Below are 18,676 nucleotides of genomic sequence, written 5' to 3' on the forward strand. Positions count from 1 at the left end.
CGGATTCCGCTTGACGCGACGAACCGCCGGGGACATGTAACCGGGGTGGGAAGCCATTCGCATCCACCATTTACAACGAGGTAAGACCCATGGAAGAACTGCTGCTCCAGGATTCCGCGGTAGCCAAGGCCATCATCGCCGAAGCCGATCGCCAGGTTTCCAAGCTGGAACTCATTGCCAGCGAAAATTTCGTTTCCACCGCCGTGCGCCAGGCGCAGGGCTCGATCATGACCCACAAGTACGCCGAGGGATATCCCGGCAAGCGGTGGTACGGCGGCTGCGAGTTCGTTGACCAGGTGGAAGACCTGGCTCGCGACCGCGCCAAGGAGCTCTTCGGAGCGGCCTACGCCAACGTCCAGCCCCACTCCGGCTCCCAGGCCAACATGGCCGTCTACTTCGCGGCCTGCCAGCCCGGCGACACCGTGCTCGGCATGGACCTTTCCCACGGCGGCCACCTGACCCACGGCTCCCCGGTCAACTTCTCGGGCAAGCTCTTCAACATGGTCCACTACGGCGTTTCCAAGGAGACCCAGACCATCGACTACGATCAGGTCGAGGCCCTGGCCAAGGAACACAAGCCGACCCTGATCATCGCGGGCGCTTCCGCCTACCCGCGAATCATCGACTTCGCCCGCTTCCGCAAGATCGCGGACGAGGTCGGCGCCAAGCTGATGGTCGACATGGCCCACATCGCAGGCCTCATCGCCGCCGGAGAGCACCCGTCCTGCATCGAGCACGCCCACTACACCACCACCACGACCCACAAGACCCTGCGCGGCCCGCGCGGCGGCATGATCCTGGGCGCGGAGGAGCTGGAGCAGGAGCTCAACTCCAACATCTTCCCCGGTATCCAGGGCGGCCCGCTGATGCATGTCATCGCCGCCAAGGCCGTGGCCTTCGGCGAGGCCCTGTCCCCCGGATTCGTCGAGTACCAGCAGCAGGTGGTCAAGAACGCCAAGCAGCTCGCCGCCTCGCTCATGGAGGCCGGTCACAAGCTCGTCTCCGGCGGCACCGACAACCACATGATGCTGATGGACCTGTCCGACAAGGACTACACCGGCAAGGATGCCCAGATCGCCCTGGACAAGGCCGGCATCACCGCCAACAAGAATACCATCCCGTTCGAGACCAAGTCTCCCTTCCAGACCTCCGGCGTGCGCCTCGGCACTCCCGCGCTCACCACGCGCGGCATGATCGAGGAAGACATGATCGTGGTCGCAGAGGCGATCACCGCCGCCCTGGAGAACATGAACGACGACAAGATCCTGGCCGAGATCGCCAGCGAAGTTGAGGAGTTCGCCCACGAATTCCCGCTCTACGCCTGGTAAGTCGGTACGACTGATACGCCAAAAACACGGCCCGCGACTCTTTGGAGTCGCGGGCCGCTTCATTTGCATCCACTATATGGGCCTTGAAGGGTATTACTTCTAGAGATATTCCACGCCGCAGTTTGGACATTGGCCGCAGCCCTGGGGCGGGCAGCCGGGGGAGACGCGGGCTCGCTTGGCCCGTTCCCATTCCTTCCACAGGAACTCCCGCTTCACGCCGATGTCGATGACCTCCCAGGGGAAGACCTCATCCCTGCCGCGTTCGTGGTCAAGGACGGCGGCAGGGTCGCCGTTCCACAGCTTGAGCGCCTTTTTCCAGCCACCGTGCTCGGCGGCCAGGAGGATGAAGTCGGCCATGTCCTCGCCGCCGCGCGCCAGCAGTCCCTGGAGGCGGGCCTGGAACGGGTTGTCGTGGTGCAGGGTGACGCCCTTGTGCGGCTTGACCATTTTGGTGAGCCCTTTCATTCGGGCGTTCAGCTCCTGCTCGCCCATCATGGGAGCCCACTGGAACGGGGTGAATGGTTTGGGCACCAGTGAGGAGACGCCAATGGTGATGCGCATGAACTGCTTCTTTTTGCCGCCAGGCTCCTCGGAGCGGATGCGGACCACCTCGTTCAGCAGTTCGGCCAGTTCGGCGTAGTCCTCGTCGGTCTCGCCGGGCCAGCCCGCGATGAGGTAGAGCTTGAGGTGGTTGACGCCGTAACGGGCGCACAGCCGGACCGCGTTCAGGAAATCCTCTATCTTGAGCTTCTTGCTCATCATGTTGCGCAGCCGTTCGCTCGCGCCCTCCAGGGCCAGGGTCACGGTGCGGATGCCGCGCTCGCGGAGGTAGACGAGGAGTTCCTCGGTGATGCCGTCGGCGCGCATGGACGAGAGGGAAAATTTCTTTTTTTTGCCGTGCAGCCATTTGAGGAAGGGCAGCAGGTCGGGCCAGTCGGTCAGGGCCGTGCCCACCAGTCCCACCTTGGGCGGGTCGGCCAGTTCGACGATGCGCTTGAGCTCGTCCATTTCCGCGTGTCGCGGAGGGCGGTAGATGTAGCCTGCGGCGCAAAAACGGCAGCCATAGGGGCAGCCTCGGTTGACCTCCAGGAGCAGGGTGTCGCGGAAGGTGGCCCGGCCCGAGATGAAGCAGGAGAAGGCTGGGTCGGGCAGCAGGCCCGGCTTGCCCGTGGCAAGGCGTCTTACCGGCGTTTTGGAGCGTCCGGGCACGTAGACGCCGGGATCGTCCTTGATCGCGTCAAGGATGGCGTCCTTGTCCGCGCCGTCGAAGATCAGCGCCTTGAGCTTGTCGAAAAAGGGGACAAATGCGTCGTCCGCCTCGCCCACCCAGAAGAGGTCCACGAAGGGCGCTATGGGCGCAGGGTTCAGGAAGGCGGGCGGTCCTCCGGCCATGACCAGAGGAAGGCGCGGGCGTTCCGCCGCCAGTGGCGGAACGCCCGCTGCCTGGAGCGTCCGAGGGAGGGTGAGGAAGTCCTCCTCGAATGTGACGCTCCAGGCGGTTACAGGGAATGAGGATAGTGGGCTGTTTGATTCGCGCGTTCTCGGTTCGCTGCCGTCGGTCAACCCCAACTTGTCCGGGAAGACACGTTCTACGGCCATGCCGGGGTCTTCGGCCAGCAACCGGTATACGGATTGCCAGCCGAGCGTCGAGATGGCGTTCTTTTCGCCTCCGGGGACGACGATTGCCACGGGCAGCCGTCCGCCGAGGGCGGGAGCTTCTGGCTCCCTGACGCCATGATACAGGGTTCGATCGCCTATGGCAGCTTCCCCACGCGCAGAGTGTTCAAGTGTCACTCCTTTGATGATTGCGGTCCACGGGGCCTGAGCCGCATGCCATACGCATGCGGGCACTCGGGCCCTGCCGGGTCCGTTTGCGTCCGTCTTGCTGCCGGGAGTCCTCGCGGGCTTCCCGGCGGGCAGCGGGGCCTAGTCCACGTTCTTGCGGATGAAGGCCGGGACGTCGAAGTTGTCTTCCGCGTCGTCGAAGATGAATTCCTCTTCGCCCGGAGCCGGACCGTTGCTCACGGCCCGCTGGGTTATGGGCTGCTGGCTCATGGGCTGCGGGGGCAGCTCGGTGGTGTTCAGCTCACCGCCCTGCTTGCGCAGGTAGGCCGGAATGTTCCGGTCGGTGTTGATGACCTTCTGGTGGCCGGGGCGCATGGTCTGGGCCTGGGCCTGAGCCTTGTTCACGCCGCGGGGTCCCAGGAGCATGAGCTTCTGCTGCTCGGCCTTGCTGAGGACCGGTTCCGGTTCCTCTGCGGCGCTCTCGATGCCGGTGGCGATGACCGTGATGCGCATCTCGTCGCCCGCGTCGGGGTCGAAGACCGTACCGAAGAAGATCTCGGCCTCGGGGTGGGCTTCCTTGTAAATGATGTCGGCGGCTTCGGAGACCTCGTCGATGAGCATGTCCGGGCCGCAGGTGATGTTGATCAGCACGCCCTTGGCGCCCTCGATGGAGACGTCCTCCAGCAGCGGGGAGGTGATGGCCTTCATGGCGGCTTCCTTGGCGCGGCCTTCGCCCGAGGCGATGCCGGTGCCCATCAGGGCCATGCCGGAGCTGGACATGGCGGCCTTGACGTCCGCGAAGTCTAGGTTGATCAGGCCGTGCACGGTGATCAGGTCGGCGATGCCCTTGACCGCGTAGTAGAGCACTTCATCGGCTTTCTTCAGCATGTCGGAGAAGGCGGCGCGCTTGGCGGCGAGCTGGAGCAGACGGTCGTTGGGGATGGTGATGATGGAGTCCACCACCTCGGCCAGGTTGCGGGTACCCAGTTCGGCCTGTTCCAGGCGGCGTTTGCCCTCGAAGTAGAAAGGCTTGGTGACCACGCCGACGGTGAGCGCGCCCATTTCCTTGGCGACCTCGGCTACCACCGGAGCGGAGCCGGTACCGGTGCCGCCGCCCATGCCTGCAGTGATGAAGACCATGTCAGCACCGTCCAGGGCTTCGCGGATCTGGTCCACGGATTCCATGGCGGCGGAGCGGCCGATCTCGGGGTTGGCACCGGCGCCCAGGCCCTTGGTCAGCTTCTCGCCGATCTGGATCTTGTGCTCGGCCAGGGACTTGTCGATGTCCTGGTGGTCGGTGTTGGCGACGATGAATTTGACGCCCTTGAGCGCGGACAGGATCATGTTGTTGACCGCGTTGCCTCCGCCGCCACCGCAGCCGACGACCTTGATCTTGGCATTGGTGTCATGGATGATTTCAAAATTTTCCATTGTGTCTTCCTCCTCTGAGTGAACGCCTTGGCGTTCCTCGTCGTGTACGTTCCCTGTTAACCTTCGATTTCCACTGTTTCCTCATTCCACTAGGCGATGTCCGTGAACCACTTCTTCATCCGGGAGACGATGCGGTCGAAACCTGTCTCGTCGCGGATCTTGAAGGGACGGACGCGCTGCAGGCCCTCTTCCTCGGCTCCGTGGAGCAGAAGGCCTACGGCGGTGGCATACTGCGGGCTCATGACTTCCTCGGTCAGCCCGCCGATGCCCTCGCCCGGCACGCCGATGCGGACCGGCAGATCGAAAATCTGCTCGGCCAGTTCCTGCATGCCGTCGATCATGCAGGTGCCGCCCGTGAGGACGACGCCCGCGGCGACCATGTTCTTGAAGCCGGACTTGATCAGCTCCTGGTCCACCAGGGCCAGGATCTCCTCGCAGCGCGGCTCGCAGATCTCCGCCAGCACGCGTTTGCTCATCCGGCGCGACTCGCGTCCGCCCACGCTGGGCACCTCGATGATCTCATCGGTGGTGACCAGGTCGGCCATGGCGCAGCCGTATGCCATCTTGATCTTCTCGGCGCTCATCATGGGCGTACGCAGGCCGTAGGCGATGTCGTTGGTCAGGTTGTGACCGCCGAGCGCCAGGACCGACGTGTGCTTGATGGAGTCCTTGGAGAAGATGGCTATATCCGTAGTGCCCCCGCCGATATCCACCAGTGCCACGCCGATCTCACGCTCCTCGGGCGAGAGCACGGCCTGGCTGGAGGCGAGGGACTCCAGAACGATGTTGGAGACATCCAGGCCCGAGCGGTTGCAGGACCGGATGATGTTTTGCGCGGAGGTGACCGCGCCGGTGACGATGTGGACCTTCACCTCCAGGCGGACGCCCGCCATACCGAGGGGGTCGGCGATGCCGCGCTGGTCGTCCACGATGAATTCCTGGGGCAGGGTGTGCAGCACTTCGCGGTCCATGGGGATGGCGATGGCCTTGGCGGCCTCGATGACCCGGTCCACGTCGCGCTGGGTGACTTCGCCGCCCTTGACGGCGATGACGCCGTGGGAGTTGAAGCCCTGGATGTGGGAGCCTGCGATGCCTGCGTAGACGCTGCGGATGTCGCAGCCCGCCATGAGCTCGGCGTCCTCCAGCGACTTCTTGATGCACTGGACCGTCTTTTCGATGTTGACGACCACGCCGCGCCGCAGCCCCGTGGAGGGGGCGGTGCCGATGCCGATGATATCCACGCCGTTCTCGCTGGCTTCGCCGACCACCGTACAGATCTTGGTGGTGCCGACGTCGAGTCCGACGATCAAGTCGTTCCTGGCCATAAGTATCTCCTCTTCCTCTGTGGTTCCCTGTAGTATGCTAAGCCGCCGGTTCTTCGTCCGGCCGTTTCTTTACCCAGACCTTGTCGCCGCTGGCGGCGATGATGGCGGTGTCCTTGAATTCGTGTCGACGCATGAGGTCCGCCCAGGCGATCTTGAGTCGCTCCAGTTGCAGTTCCCATGCGTCCATGGAGAGGCGCACGGTGAGGCCACGGCCTCCGGCATGCCCGTCCAGGTATATCTCCACCTCGTGGCTGCTGGTCAGTTTGATCCAGGCTGCCTGGTCCATGGTGAAGGGGGTTTCTCGATCATCGATCTTCTTCATGATGCCGGTCAGCACCTTGCCTCCGTCGTCGATGGAGTCGTCCACCGACAGCACCGGCAGGGAGCCCATCTCGCCGGGATGCATGGGCGCGATGACCTTGCCGCGCGCATCCGCGAAGTAGAGGCCGTCCCCCTGGCGGATCCAGAAGGCCGGGACCTTCTCCGCCACCCCGATGCGCAGTCGGTTGGGAAACTCGCGGCGCACGGTGACGGACTCGATCCACGGATTGTCCGAAAGATTCTTCTCCACCTCGCCCACGTTCATCTCCAGGCAGTTGAGCCCCAGGGCCACGTGGCCCGTCTTGAGGATGTCCCCCTGGGTCAACCGGGAGTTGCCCGTGACCTGGATCTCCTTGAGCGCGAAATAGTCGGCGGAGGTGATGTAGCGGTAGCCGTAGAGCAGGCCCACGCAGAGCACGGCCATCAGCGAGAGCGTCAGCAGCAGCATGATGGTGCGTACGATCATCTGGCCAACGCTGGTCAGCTTTCGGGCCGGGCGGGGGGAGCGCAGCTTGTTGTTCCGTTTTCCCCCCATCTTGAGGCGGCTTTCCTTGCCCATGGTTAGCGTGCTCACAGTATGATGACCTCCGTCTTCAGGGTGATGCCGAATTGTTCCCTGACCGCGTTTCTGCCCATCTCGAGGAGTTCCAGAGCCTCGGTCGCCTTGCCTTCCCCAAGGTTGATCATGAAGTTGGCGTGGACGTCGGAGAAGGCCATGTTGCCCACGGTCGCGCCTTTCATGCCCGCCTCATCCAGCAGTTTTCCGGCGGATTCGCCCTCCGGGTTCTTGAACACGCACCCGGCGGAGCGGGCCGTGACCGGCTGGGTGGCTTTCTTCTTGTCGTAAATTTCCTTCATTGCCGCGCGTACCGCCTTGGGCGATTCCTCGGTCAGGGCAAACTCCGCCTCCCAGATCAGCGCCTTGCCGGGCACGGTCGGACAGGAAAAGCGGCGGTATTCGAATTCGCATTCCTTCGCGTCCACCCAGACCAGCCCACCGGAGGGCGTCCAGATGCGGATGCGGCTGATCACGTCGCCGATCTCGGTGCCGTAGGAGCCCGCGTTCATGGCCACGCCGCCGCCCACGCTGCCGGGGATGCCGGTCAGCCCCTCCAGGCCGGAGAGGCCCGCCATCTGCGCCCAGCCGAGCAGGCCGGGCAGCCGCTGGGCCGCGCCGCAGCGGACGATGAGCTTGTTGTCGCGTTTTTCCACCCGCTCCGGACCGGGCGTGGTCTCGGTGCGAATCAGCGCCAGGTCCAGGCTGCCGTCCTGGGCCAGGATGTTGCTGCCCTCGCCGATGGCGAAGGGACGCAGTGTGCGCGTGGTCAGAAATTCGCTCAAGTCGTCCAGGTCGGCCGCGTCGCGCACCACGATCTCGACCTCGGCGCTGCCGCCGACACCCAGCGTGGTCCGCTCTGCAAGCGAAGGATTGCTGATCAGTTCCAGTGCCATGGGTTTACTCCCCGTCTCCTGCCTCGTCCGGTTCGTTTTCCGGCTCGTCGGCCTGGTTGAGCCAGTTCTCCCCGACCGTCCAGATGGAACCCGCGCCCTGGGTGATGAACAGGTCGCCGGGCCTCAGGGTGTCCCTGAGCCGTTTTTCCAGAGCTTCGAAGTCAGGGAAGAATTGGACCTTGGTTTCCGAGACCTGCTTGATGCCCTGAGCCAGGGAGAGGCCGGATACGCCCGGAATGGGCGACTCGCTGGCCGGGTATATCTCCGTGAGCAGGAGCAGATCCGCATCCTTGAAGACCTTGCAGAATTCGCCGAACAGGGCCTGGGTCCGGGTGAAGCGGTGGGGCTGGAACGCGACCACGATACGCCGGTCCGGGTAGCAGGCGCGGGCGGTCTCCAGGTTGGCCTTGATCTCCGCAGGATGGTGCCCGTAGTCGTCCACGACCATGACGCCCTTGCGTTCGCCCTTGCGCTCGAAGCGGCGGCCCACGCCGCCGAAGTTGGCCAGGCCGTTGATGATGTCGTCCTTGTCCAGCCCGGCCTCAAGGGCCACGCCGATACAGGCCAGGGCGTTGAGTACGTTGTGCGTGCCGGGTTGGGCCACGGTCACCTCGCCCCACTCCTCACCGTCCAGATAGACCTTGAACATGGAGCGCAGGTGGGAGGTGATGATCTCGCCGCGCAGCCGGTTCTTGGGGCCGATGCCATAGGTAAGGCAGGGGCGCTTGATGTTCGGGAGCAGCCGCTGCACACCCTCGTCGTCGCCGCAGACCACGTTCATGCCGTAGAAGGGGATGGAGTTCATGAACCGGGTGAAGGAGTCGTCGATGGCGTCCTGGTCCGCGTAGAAATCCATGTGGTCCTTGTCCACGTTGGTGACCACGGTGATGATCGGGGCGAGCAGCAGGAAGGAGCCGTCGGACTCGTCGGCCTCGGCGATGAGATAGTCGCCCTCGCCCAGCCGGGCGTTGGAGCCGAAGATGGAGAGCCTGCCGCCGATGATGACGGTGGGATCGAGGTCTGCCTCGGTGAAAATGGTCGCCAGCAGCGAAGTGGTCGTGGTCTTGCCGTGGGTTCCGGCCACGGCCACGCCCGTGCGCAGACGCATCAGCTCGGCCAGCATTTCGGCCCTGGGGATGATCGGGATGCCGCGCTCCCTGGCCTCCACCACCTCCGGGTTCTTGTCCGGGATGGCCGTGGACTTGATGAGCACGTCGGCGTCGCCCACGTTGGCCGCGCCGTGGCCGATGTAGACCGTGGCGCCGAGCTTCTCCAGCCGCCGTACCGGGGCCGAGGCAGAGAGGTCGGAGCCCGTGACGTTGAAGCCCATGTTGATGAGCACCTCGGCGATGCCGTTCATGCCGGAGCCGCCGATGCCCACCATGTGGATGTTGTTCACCCGAGCCCGCATTGCCGGGCAGGCCTCGCCGCCGACGGTAAGATAGGGTCCCTGTGCTGCTGCCATTATACTGTCCTTGTTCAGCGTTACGCTGCTAAGTTTTCCATATGCTTGGCGATGTCCGCCGCCGCTTCCGGCCTGGCGAAACCGCGCGCCGCTTTTGCCATGTTCGCGAGCCGCCCGTCGTCTCCGAGCAGTTCCAGCACCAGCCCCGCGAGGGAGGTCCCGTCCATGCCCTTCTGGGGCAGGAGCAGGGCCGCGCCGATGTCGGCCATGGCCTTGGCGTTCATTGTCTGATGGTCGTGGGTGGCCTGGGGGAAGGGTACGAAGACCGCAGGAACCCCCGCCGCCGCCACTTCAAAGACCGTGGTGGCTCCGGCCCGGCAGACGATCAGGTCAGCCCGGGCGTATTCCGCCGCCATGTCCTCGATGAACGCGTGCACCTGCGTCGGGTCCGCCTTGGCGGTCTCGTAGCTGGCGCGCACGCGCTGAAAATCCGTTTTGCCCGCCTGGTGGACCAGGGTGACGCCCGCTTTCATGAGCTCGGGCAGGGCCGCGATGATTGCCTCGTTGACGGGCCGCGCTCCCTGGCTGCCGCCGAGGACGAGAACACGCTTGGCAGGCGTGCGCCCCTCGCGCAGGGCGGGCACCCTGGCGATCTCCCGGCGCACCGGGTTGCCCGTGAGCACGGTCTTGCCCGCCGGGAACACGCCCATGACGTCCGGGAAGCTGAGGAACACCTTGCGGACCACTTTCCCCAGCACCTTGTTGGTCACGCCGGGCACGGAGTTCTGCTCGTGCACCGCCGTGGGCACGCCGGTCATGGCCGCCGCCAGCACAGGGCAGAAGCCCGCGTAGCCGCCGAAGCCGACCACCGCGTCCGGGCCAAAGCGCCGAACCGCGCCCAGGGCCTTGGGGATGCCCGTGCAGAGCCAGCCCAGGCCGGAGAGCGCGCCGGACAGGCCGCGCCCCATGATGCCCTTGGCCGGGAGCTCCTGAAATTCGATGCCGCGTCCGCGCGCCAGCTCGCCCTCGGGACCGGAGCCGCCCAGGAACAGGATGCACACGCCGGGATTGCGGCGGCGCAGCTCGTCGGCCACGGCCAGGGCCGGGAAGATGTGGCCGCCAGTGCCGCCGGTGGTGAGGATGACGCGGGTAAGACTCATGACTTGGCCGTCCTTGAGAGATTGAGCAGGATCCCCGCGCAGACGAAGGAGGCGGTCAGGCTGGAGCCGCCGTAGCTGATGAACGGCATGGCCACGCCCTTGGGCGGGACCGTGCCCAGGACCACGGCCAGGTTGAGGACCATTCCCAGGGCCAGGATGCAGGTGATGCCGAAGGCGGTGAAACGGTCCTGGAGGTCCTCCTGCAGAATCGAGACGCGGAAGGCCCGGTAGAGGAAGAAGGCGATGGTCAGGAAGAAGAGGGACATGCCGATGAAGCCCAGCTCTTCGCCCACCACGGCCATGATGAAGTCGTTGTGCGCCTCGGGCAGGAAGAAGAGTTTCTGCTTGCCCGCGCCCATGCCCGTTCCCCAGAACCGCCCCGAGCCGAAGGCGTACAGGGACTGGACCAGTTGGTAGCCCTCCTTTTGGGCGGAGGCGAAGGGGTCCAGGAAGGCGGTCCACCGTTTGAGGCGGTAAGGCGAGGAGGTGATGAGCATCCAGCCCGCGCCCCCGGCGAAGACCAGGGAGAGGAGCAGGTAGCTGATGCGGGTGCCGCCAACCAGGCACATGAAGAAGAGCAGCCCACACAGGACCACGGCCCCGCCGAAGTCCGGTTGGAGCAGGAGCAGGCCCGAGAGGAAACCGGTGACGATGAAGGGAGGCAGGAAGCCCACCGAGAAGGTGCGTACCAGCTCCTGTTTCCGGGCGAAGAAATAGGCCAGGTAGAAGACCAGGGCGATCTTGGCGAACTCCAGGGGCTGGACGTTGACCGGGCCGAGCCTGATCCAGCGGCTGGCTCCGTTGACGCTCGCGCCCAGCGGGGTGAGGCACAGGGTGAGCATGGCCACGGCCAGGGCCACCCAGAAGTAGGTCAGGCCGTAGAGCAGCTTGCGCGGCGCCTGCATGCACAGCACCATGCCCGCCAGCCCGACGCCCGCAAAGGCGAGCTGGCGCTTGAAGAAGAAATACTTGTCCGCAAAGTCGTGCTCGGCGGTGATGCCGCTCGAGGAGAGGACCATGATCAGGCCGAAGCCGCCCAGAAGCAGGGTGGTCATGAGCAGCCACGGGTCGAAGCGGCCGCCGGTGGCGGGTTTTTTGGCGTTCAGCTTGGTGCTCATGCCAATGCCTCCGCCACGCGTTTGAAGTCGTCGCCACGCTCGCCGTAGTTCCTGTACTGGTCGAAGCTGGACGTGGCCGGGGAGAGCAGGACGACCTCGCCTTCCCGCGCCTCGGCGGCCTGCCTTCTCACGGCGGCCTCCAGGGTCTCGTCCCAGGTCACGGGGAAGACCTCGGACAGGGGGCCTTCCAGGATGTCGCGGCTGGCGCCGAAGAGGCCCACATGGATGACCGCGTCCCTGACGTCCGCGGCAAAGGCGGCCACGTCGCCGCCTTTCCACACGCCGCCCATGAGCAGGCGCACCGGGCGGTCGAAGGAGCGGACCGCCGCCCGGACCGCGTCCAGGGTGGTGGCCTTGGAGTCGTCCACGTAGAGCACGCCGCCTACCTCGGCCACGGTCTCGATGCGGTGGGCCAGGGGCTTGAAATTCCGGATGGCTTCGGCAGCCTGGGCTTCGGTCACGCCGAACCTGCTGACGGCCTGCCACGCGGCCTCCACGTTGGATCGGTTGTGCTCGCCCGGCAGGTTCGGGGCTTCGAACCGGTCCGTGGGACCGAACCACTCCACGTGGGCGTTGGTGAAGCCCCGGTCGCCGATGGTCTCGCGCAGGGACTCGTGGAGCAGGGCGGTGTCCTCGCCGGTCATCTGGGCGAAGAGGTTCAGCTTGGCGTCCAGGTATTCCTCCATGGACTCGTGGTAGTCCAGGTGGTTGGCCGCGAAGTTGAGGAAGACGCCCACCCGGGGCTTGAACAGGCGGCAGTTCTGGAGCTGGAAGCTGGAGACCTCGAGCACGATGACCTCGGCGGGCTCCATGTCCAGCAGGTATTCGCACAGGGGCGTGCCGATGTTGCCGCCGGTGAAGGCGCGTTTGCCCGCGTGCTCGAAAATTTCGCTGATCAGGGTGGTGGTCGTGGTCTTGCCGTTGGTTCCGGTTATGGCCAGCACCGGGGCCTCGATGAACCAGGAGGCGAACTCCAGCTCCGAGACGATCTTGCGCGCCGGGATGCCGTCAAGGGCGTCGGCCATGCGCTTCACGGGCACGCCCGGGGAGAGGACGATGATGTCCGCGTCCGCGAAGTGCGCCTTGTCGTGCGGTCCGGTGACCAGCTCGGCCTCGCCCTTGAGCGCGCCCAGGGCGTCCTCGGTCAGGGATTCGTTGCGGTCCACCACGCGCACCTTGGCCCCGAGCACGTCCAGGAGCCGGGCCGCGGCCAGGCCGGACTTGCCCACGCCCACGACCACGCCCCGCTTGCCGGTCAGGATGGCCTCGTTGATGAAATTCTTGACGATGCGGTTCACGGGGCTACCTCAGTTTCAGGGTGGACAGGGCCATCAACGCCATCAGGATGGAGAGAATCCAGAAACGGACGATGATCTTGGATTCCGGGATGCCCTTGAGTTCGAAGTGATGGTGAAGCGGCGCCATTTTGAAGATGCGCTTGCCGCCGGTGAGCTTGAAGTAGCCCACCTGGAGGATCACCGAGAGGGTCTCGAAGACGAACACGCCGCCCACGATGGCCAGGAGCAGTTCCTGCTTGGCGAGTACGGCCACGAAGCCCAGCGCGCCGCCCAGGGAGAGGGAGCCCACGTCGCCCATGAAGACTTGGGCCGGGTGGGCGTTGAACCAGAGGAAGCCGAGGCCCGCGCCGACCATGGCCCCGCAGAAAATGGTTACCTCGCCGATGCCCTCGATGTTCTGCACCGCCAGGTACTCGGCCATCTTGGCGTGGCCCGAGACGTAGATGAAGATGGCGAAGCAGGCCATGGCCACGACCATGGGCCCGATGGCCAGGCCGTCCAGCCCGTCGGTCAGGTTGACCGCGTTGGACGCGCCGACCATGACCACCATGGCAAAGGGCAGGTAGAACCAGCCGAGGTCCGGCGTGAAATTCTTGAAGAAGGGCACGGACAGCTCGGTGGAGTAGGCGGGCTGCTGGATGAGCATGTACAGGGCGGCCCCGGCCACGGCGCACTGGAGCACGAATTTGGCCTTGGCGGACAGCCCTTCGTTCTGCTTTTTGACCACTTTCCGATAATCGTCGATGAAGCCGACCGCTCCGAACCCGGCGAACACAAGCAGGGTCAGCCAGACGTAGATGTTGGTCAGGTCGGTCCAGAGCAGGGTGGACACGGCCACCGAAAAGATGATCATCACGCCGCCCATGGTGGGGGTTCCCTGCTTGGCCTGGTGCTGTGGGCCGTCCTCGCGGATGTACTGGCCGCACTTGATTCGCTGGAGCCATCGGATCATGGCCGGTCCGAACACGATGGAGATGATCAGCGCGGTGAGCAGGGCCCAGACCGACCGGAACGTGATGTAGCGGAAGACGTTCAGGACGCTTACTTCGGTAGCGAGCGGTGCGAGAAGATTGTAAATCATTTGGTCTTGGCCTCCTGTGCTCCCGCAGTGTTGTCGCGTCCGGTTCCCCGCTCCCTGCACAGGGCGTTGGCGAACTCCTCCATCTTGAGGGAGCGCGATCCCTTGACCAGGACCACGGCCCCGGTCAACCCCATTTCGCGCCAGGCCCGCATGAATTCCTCCGGGGTCTTGACCCCGGTCACGTTGTCGCCGTCCAGGCCGCAGATCACGTCCCCGCAGTGATCGCCCTTGTAGAAGAAGGCGGCGGGCGCGATGCGCTTGACCAGTTGGCCGAGTTCCTCGTGCCGCCTGACGGCTTCGTCGCCCAGTTCGCGCATATCGCCCAGGATCAGCACCAGGGGCCTGTCACCGGCCATCTCCGCCGCCGTCTCGATGGAGCGGGCCATGGAGAGCGGGTTGGCATTGTAGGTGTCGTCGATGATCAGGGCGTCGGCGGCCAGCTTGCAGCAGAAACGCTGCGGGTCGGCGGCCAGGGTGCGCACGCCCTGAATCACATCGTCGCGCGTCAGCCCCAGCTGGTGGGCGACAGCCGCCACGCAGGCGAGATTTTCGGCGTAGTGCGCGCCGCAGAAGGGCGCCTCGAATTCACCGTCGCCCTCGGGGGTCCGGAGACTGAAGCGTCCCCACCCTTCGGTCCCGGACCCGCCGAGGAACGAGGCAACATAGGAGGTGTCGTTATGACCTACGGAAAATTCGATCGGCTCGGGCACGATTTTCAGCGCGGCTTCCCTGAGCGGCTCGCAGTCCCGGTTGATGACGGCCACGCCGCCCTCGCGCAGGTACTTGAGCAGGGTGGTCTTGGCCTTGGCCACGCCCGCCACGCTGCCCAGGCCGGAAAGGTGGCCGGGGCCGACATTGGTGATCACGGCCACGTCCGGGTTGGCGATGGGGGCCAGGTCCTCCATGTCGCCCATAACCGAGATGCCCAGCTCCATAATCCAGACCGGCTGGCTCTCGTCCGCCTTGAGCATGGACATGGGCAGGCCGATCTGGTTGTTGAAATTGCGATAGTTCTTGGCCGTCTCGAATTTGCGCGAGACAACGGCGTGGAGCATCTCCTTGACCGTGGTCTTGCCCGCCGTGCCCGTGACCGCCACCAGTTTGGCGCCGCACTTGTCACGCCAGCAGGCGGCCAGCCTGCCCAGGGCGCGGGTGGTGTCGCGGACCATGATCACGGAGGCGTCCACGTCGACCAGCTTGGCCGTGACGATGCCCGCCGCGCCTTTGGCCGCAGCCTGTTCGGCGAACTCGTGTCCGTCGAAGTTGTCGCCCTCGATGCACACGAAGAGGTCTCCCTTGGACACGGTGCGGCTGTCGGTCTGCACCGAGTTGACGGGGATGGCGTCGTGGCCCTCTTCGGCCGCGCCGGTCAGGCAGCGCTCTACATCGGCCAGGGTCAGATTCATGAATACAGTTCCTCGATGGCCTTTGCGGCGGCTTCGCAGTCGTTGAAATGGCGTTTCTCTGTGCCGATGATCTGGTAGTCCTCGTGGCCCTTGCCCGCGATGAGCAGGGCGTCTCCGGGCTGCATCTCCTTGACGGCCAGCGTGATGGCGGTCTGGCGGTCCGGGTCCTCCAGGACCTTCTTCGCCTTGGCCAGCCCGGGCCGGACCTCGTCCATGATGGCCAGCGGGTCCTCGGTGCGCGGGTTGTCCGAGGTGAGCACGGCCACGTCCGCGAGATCGGCAACGGCCTTGCCCATGAGCGGCCGCTTGGTGCGGTCGCGGTCGCCGCCGCAGCCGAACACGGTGATCAGCCGCTTGAAATCCAGGGCCTTGATGGTGCTCTGCGCCTTGATCAGGGAGTCCGGGGTGTGGGAGTAGTCCACGAAAATGTCCAGATTGTGCTCGTTGGGAACGCGCTCCAGCCGTCCGGCCACGCCGGAGAAGCTCTTGATGGCGCGCATGTCCTTGCAGCTCAGCCCCAGCTGCAGGCAGGCCGCCTGGGCCGCCAGCAGGTTCATGACGTTGAAGTCGCCGATGAGCGGGGATTCCACCTTCCAGGTCTTGCCCTTGTAAGCGGTCTCGACCTCCGCGCCCTTGCCGGTCAGGGAGAGGATGCGGCCCTGGAGCATGGGCTTGTCGCCCGCTTCCTGGCGGGCAAGGGTGGTGTCGCCCAGACCGTAGCCGATGCCCTCGGGGCACATGGCCAGCAGCCTGCGACCGTAGGGGTCGTTGTAATTGAGGATGCCCCCCCGGCCTTCGCTCAGGTAGTTGCGGAAGAGCCGGGACTTGGCCGAGAAATACGTCTCCATGTCGCCGTGGTAGTCGAGGTGGTCCTGGGTCAGGTTGGTGAACACGGCGGCGTCGAAGTCGAGGCCCGCCACCCGGTCCTGTTCCAGGGCGTGGGAGGAGACCTCCATGATGGCCACGTCCACGTCCGCCTTCTTCATGTTGAAGAGCAGTTCGTGGATCATCCAGCAGTCGGGCGTGGTGAGGGAGGCGTTCATGGTGAAGCCGGGCCAGCGGTAGCTCACCGTGCCGAGCACGCCCACCTTGAGCCCTGCCGAGGCCAGGAGGTGTTCGATGATGTAGGACGTCGTGGTCTTGCCGTTGGTGCCGGTGATGCCCACCAGCTTGAGGCCGCGATCCGGAAGCCGGAAGTGGGCGCGGGCCAGTTCACCCAGGGCCACGGCGGGGTTGTCGTGGTACACGGCCAGGGCGCGCTTTTCGACCACCGGGGCCACGAGGTCGCGGGCCGGAGCCGGGGCCACCACGTATTTGGCACCGTTGTCCAGGGCGGCGGGGATGAAGTCGATGCCGCGCACGCTGGTGCCGGGCATGGCCACGAAGCAGTCGCCCGGCTGCACCTTGCGTGAGTCCGTGCGGACCACCATCCCCTTCCCGGCTTTCTTGAGCAGGGTTTCAAATTGCATAACGCCCACCTTTTTCTCGCTAGGAGAGCCAGAGAACAAAAACATCATCCGTTCCCTCCTTATTGGTGTCTTCGGGCCAGGGCTGCCCAGCGGCGGGCTTCTGGTCCGAGACGGTCATGCCCCGGCCCTTGAGCACGGGGACGATTCCTTTTCTGGTCAGCAACTCCAGGGCGCGGCGCACCGGCAGTTTTCTCAGGTCCGGCACGCGTTCGGTCAGCAGCTGTTTGCGCGGTGATTCCATGCTGTCGGACAGGGGCTGTTCCACCAGTCCGTCCACATCCACCTGTTCGGCCTCGGCCTGGTCCAGGGTTTCGGACAGCTTGCCGTTGTATGCCAGGGTGCGGACCGTGACCTCGCGACAGACAGGGGCCGCGACCATGGAGCCGTAGTTGGCCTTCTGCGGCTCGTCGACCATGGTCAGGACGAGGAGTTCCGGGTCTTCCGCCGGAACCAGAGCCACGAAGGAGGAAAGATACTGGTCGCCGTAGCCGCCCTTGGCCGCCTTCTGGGCGGTGCCGGTCTTGCCCGCCATGGTGATGCCGGGGATGCGGGCGCTGCGGCCCGTGCCGTCCTCGTGGACCACTTCCTTCATCAGGGAGAGCACGGTGTGTGCGGTCTCCGCGCTGAAGACGCGGATGGCGGCATTCTTGCGGTCCGGCGCGGGCGACTTGATCAGATTCAGTTCGCGGGTCACCCCGTCGTTGGCGAGGCAGAGGAACGCGCGGGCCAGTTGGACCGCCGTGGCGCCGATGCCCTGGCCGAAGCTGATGGCCGCGAGGTCGACGCTGGTCCACTTGCCCGGGACCATGAGGATGCCCGAGGATTCGCCGGGCAGGCCGAGGTCGGTCTTGCGGCCGAAGCCGAGCTTGGAGAGGTAGTCGTGGTAGACTCCCGCGCCCAGATCCAGGCCGATTTTGGCCGAGCCGATGTTGGAGGAGTAGCGCAGCACCTTGCGCGCGGGCAGCCACCGCTCGGGGTGGGTGTCACGGATGGTCTTGCCGCCGATCTTCCAGCGCCCGTTCTCGCAGTCGATGAGGGTGTCGGGCTCGATGACCTTCTCCTCCAGGGCTGCGGCGAACAGGAAGGGCTTCATGGTCGAGCCCGGTTCGTAGATGTCGGTGATGGCCCGTAGGCGGCGCTGCCGGGCCTTGGACCCGGAGACGTCGTTGGGGTTGAAGAAGGGCTGGACGGCCATGGCCAGGATGTCGCCGGAGTCCACGTCCACGACCAGGACGATGCCCGCCTTGGCCTCGTACTTGGCGATGGAGGTGGCCAGGGCCTGCTCGGCGGCGTGCTGGATGTGGGTGTCGATAGTCAGGCGTACGTCCAGGCCGTTGATGTCCACTTCGCGCCCGTGGGCGTCCAGGTAGAGGCGCTGGCCCAGGCGGTCGCGCTGGACCACGAAACGCGCCTTGTCCGGTTTCATGCGGTCATTGAAGATGCGCTCGATGCCTTCCAGTCCCTGGCCGTCGATGTTGACGAAGCCCAGGGTCTGTCCGGCCAGGTGCCCGTTGGGATAAATTCGGGAGAAGCCGCTTTGGAGGTAGACGCCCGGCAGTTCGGCCTTGGCCACGGCGGCGGCTTCGCGGTCCGTGACGTGGCGCTTGATGTACACGAAGCGGCGTTTGGACTTGAGCCGTTTATAGACGCTGGGACGGGAAATTTTCAGGATGCGCGACAAAGCGTCGGCCGCCTTGTCCACCCCTTCGATCTTGAAGGGGTTGGCGGTGACCGACTTGGTCTCCACGCTGGTGGCAAGCATCTCTCCGTTGCGATCGAAGATGCGGCCCCGCTCGCCTCGGATTTCCTCGGCGGCGTGGCTCTGCCGTGCCGCTTTCGCTTGCAGCACGTCTCCCTCGTGGAGTTGCAGCCATCCTGTTTTGGCCCAAAGACCTGTCAGCGCCACGGCGAAAAGGGCCATTGCCAGCCCTATCTTCACCTTGCTGTGATCCTTGCGCCCCTGGCTTCCCTTAGCCATTCATTTTCCCTGTATCCCACTTGGAGCGCACAAACCGTTTTGCGTTGCCCTCAGCGTCTTCGCGCGCGGGTTCCCGGTTCGCCGAGCCTTGAGCTCCGGCTTTGGGGGCCTGCCGCGAT

At 65.2% G+C, this 18,676-nt stretch carries 14 protein-coding genes; 1 reads left to right on the forward strand and 13 read right to left on the reverse strand.

Going from position 1 to position 18,676, the window contains the following annotated elements:
* Positions 1-89 precede the first annotated feature (89 nt).
* The gene (gene glyA, locus GM415_RS08195) at positions 90-1,328 is read left to right on the forward strand and encodes a serine hydroxymethyltransferase (protein ID WP_158947332.1); all 1,239 of its coding nucleotides are present in this window, start codon (positions 90-92) and stop codon (positions 1,326-1,328) included.
* A 99-nt stretch (positions 1,329-1,427) separates the two neighbouring features.
* Here the strand turns inward: glyA and GM415_RS08200 are convergent, their stop codons facing one another.
* From GM415_RS08200 to GM415_RS08260, 13 genes are all read right to left on the reverse strand, one after another.
* Positions 1,428-3,086, reverse strand: a complete 1,659-nt coding sequence (locus GM415_RS08200; RefSeq protein ID WP_158950829.1) for a radical SAM protein — start codon at positions 3,084-3,086, stop codon at positions 1,428-1,430.
* A gap of 168 nt (positions 3,087-3,254) precedes the next feature.
* Complete coding sequence (gene ftsZ, locus GM415_RS08205; RefSeq protein WP_158947333.1) at positions 3,255-4,544, reverse strand: cell division protein FtsZ; 1,290 nt, start codon at positions 4,542-4,544, stop codon at positions 3,255-3,257.
* A gap of 89 nt (positions 4,545-4,633) precedes the next feature.
* Positions 4,634-5,869 (reverse strand): cell division protein FtsA, encoded by a 1,236-nt coding sequence (gene ftsA, locus GM415_RS08210; RefSeq protein ID WP_158947334.1) that lies wholly within the window; start codon positions 5,867-5,869, stop codon positions 4,634-4,636.
* A 37-nt stretch (positions 5,870-5,906) separates the two neighbouring features.
* Positions 5,907-6,764 carry a cell division protein FtsQ/DivIB gene (locus GM415_RS08215; protein ID WP_158947335.1) on the reverse strand — a complete coding sequence of 286 codons (858 nt, stop codon included), beginning with the start codon at positions 6,762-6,764 and terminating at the stop codon, positions 5,907-5,909.
* Entirely contained in the window at positions 6,761-7,642 is an 882-nt protein-coding gene (gene murB, locus GM415_RS08220; RefSeq protein ID WP_158947336.1) for a UDP-N-acetylmuramate dehydrogenase, read from the reverse strand. Before murB ends, GM415_RS08215 begins: the two co-directional genes overlap by 4 nt.
* A gap of 4 nt (positions 7,643-7,646) precedes the next feature.
* A complete protein-coding gene (murC, locus tag GM415_RS08225; protein WP_242012414.1) occupies positions 7,647-9,107 on the reverse strand; it encodes a UDP-N-acetylmuramate--L-alanine ligase in 1,461 nt (486 codons plus the stop codon).
* Positions 9,108-9,127: 20 nt separating this feature from the next.
* A complete protein-coding gene (gene murG, locus GM415_RS08230) occupies positions 9,128-10,207 on the reverse strand; it encodes an undecaprenyldiphospho-muramoylpentapeptide beta-N-acetylglucosaminyltransferase (RefSeq protein ID WP_158947337.1) in 1,080 nt (359 codons plus the stop codon).
* Positions 10,204-11,325, reverse strand: coding sequence for a putative lipid II flippase FtsW (gene ftsW, locus GM415_RS08235; protein ID WP_199244345.1), 1,122 nt, complete (start codon positions 11,323-11,325; stop codon positions 10,204-10,206). The genes murG and ftsW overlap by 4 nt, the downstream gene beginning before the upstream one ends.
* Entirely contained in the window at positions 11,322-12,623 is a 1,302-nt protein-coding gene (gene murD, locus GM415_RS08240) for a UDP-N-acetylmuramoyl-L-alanine--D-glutamate ligase (protein WP_158947338.1), read from the reverse strand. The genes ftsW and murD overlap by 4 nt, the downstream gene beginning before the upstream one ends.
* A gap of 4 nt (positions 12,624-12,627) precedes the next feature.
* Complete coding sequence (gene mraY / locus GM415_RS08245; RefSeq protein ID WP_158947339.1) at positions 12,628-13,704, reverse strand: phospho-N-acetylmuramoyl-pentapeptide-transferase; 1,077 nt, start codon at positions 13,702-13,704, stop codon at positions 12,628-12,630.
* Positions 13,701-15,110, reverse strand: coding sequence for a UDP-N-acetylmuramoyl-tripeptide--D-alanyl-D-alanine ligase (locus GM415_RS08250; protein WP_158947340.1), 1,410 nt, complete (start codon positions 15,108-15,110; stop codon positions 13,701-13,703). The genes mraY and GM415_RS08250 overlap by 4 nt, the downstream gene beginning before the upstream one ends.
* Entirely contained in the window at positions 15,107-16,624 is a 1,518-nt protein-coding gene (locus GM415_RS08255) for a UDP-N-acetylmuramoyl-L-alanyl-D-glutamate--2,6-diaminopimelate ligase (RefSeq protein WP_158950835.1), read from the reverse strand. Before GM415_RS08255 ends, GM415_RS08250 begins: the two co-directional genes overlap by 4 nt.
* A complete protein-coding gene (locus tag GM415_RS08260; RefSeq protein WP_158947341.1) occupies positions 16,599-18,557 on the reverse strand; it encodes a penicillin-binding transpeptidase domain-containing protein in 1,959 nt (652 codons plus the stop codon). The genes GM415_RS08255 and GM415_RS08260 overlap by 26 nt, the downstream gene beginning before the upstream one ends.
* Between the last annotated feature and the right edge of the window lie 119 nt (positions 18,558-18,676).

This window comes from Pseudodesulfovibrio cashew (assembly GCF_009762795.1).
Classification (GTDB): Bacteria; Desulfobacterota; Desulfovibrionia; order Desulfovibrionales; family Desulfovibrionaceae; genus Pseudodesulfovibrio; species Pseudodesulfovibrio cashew.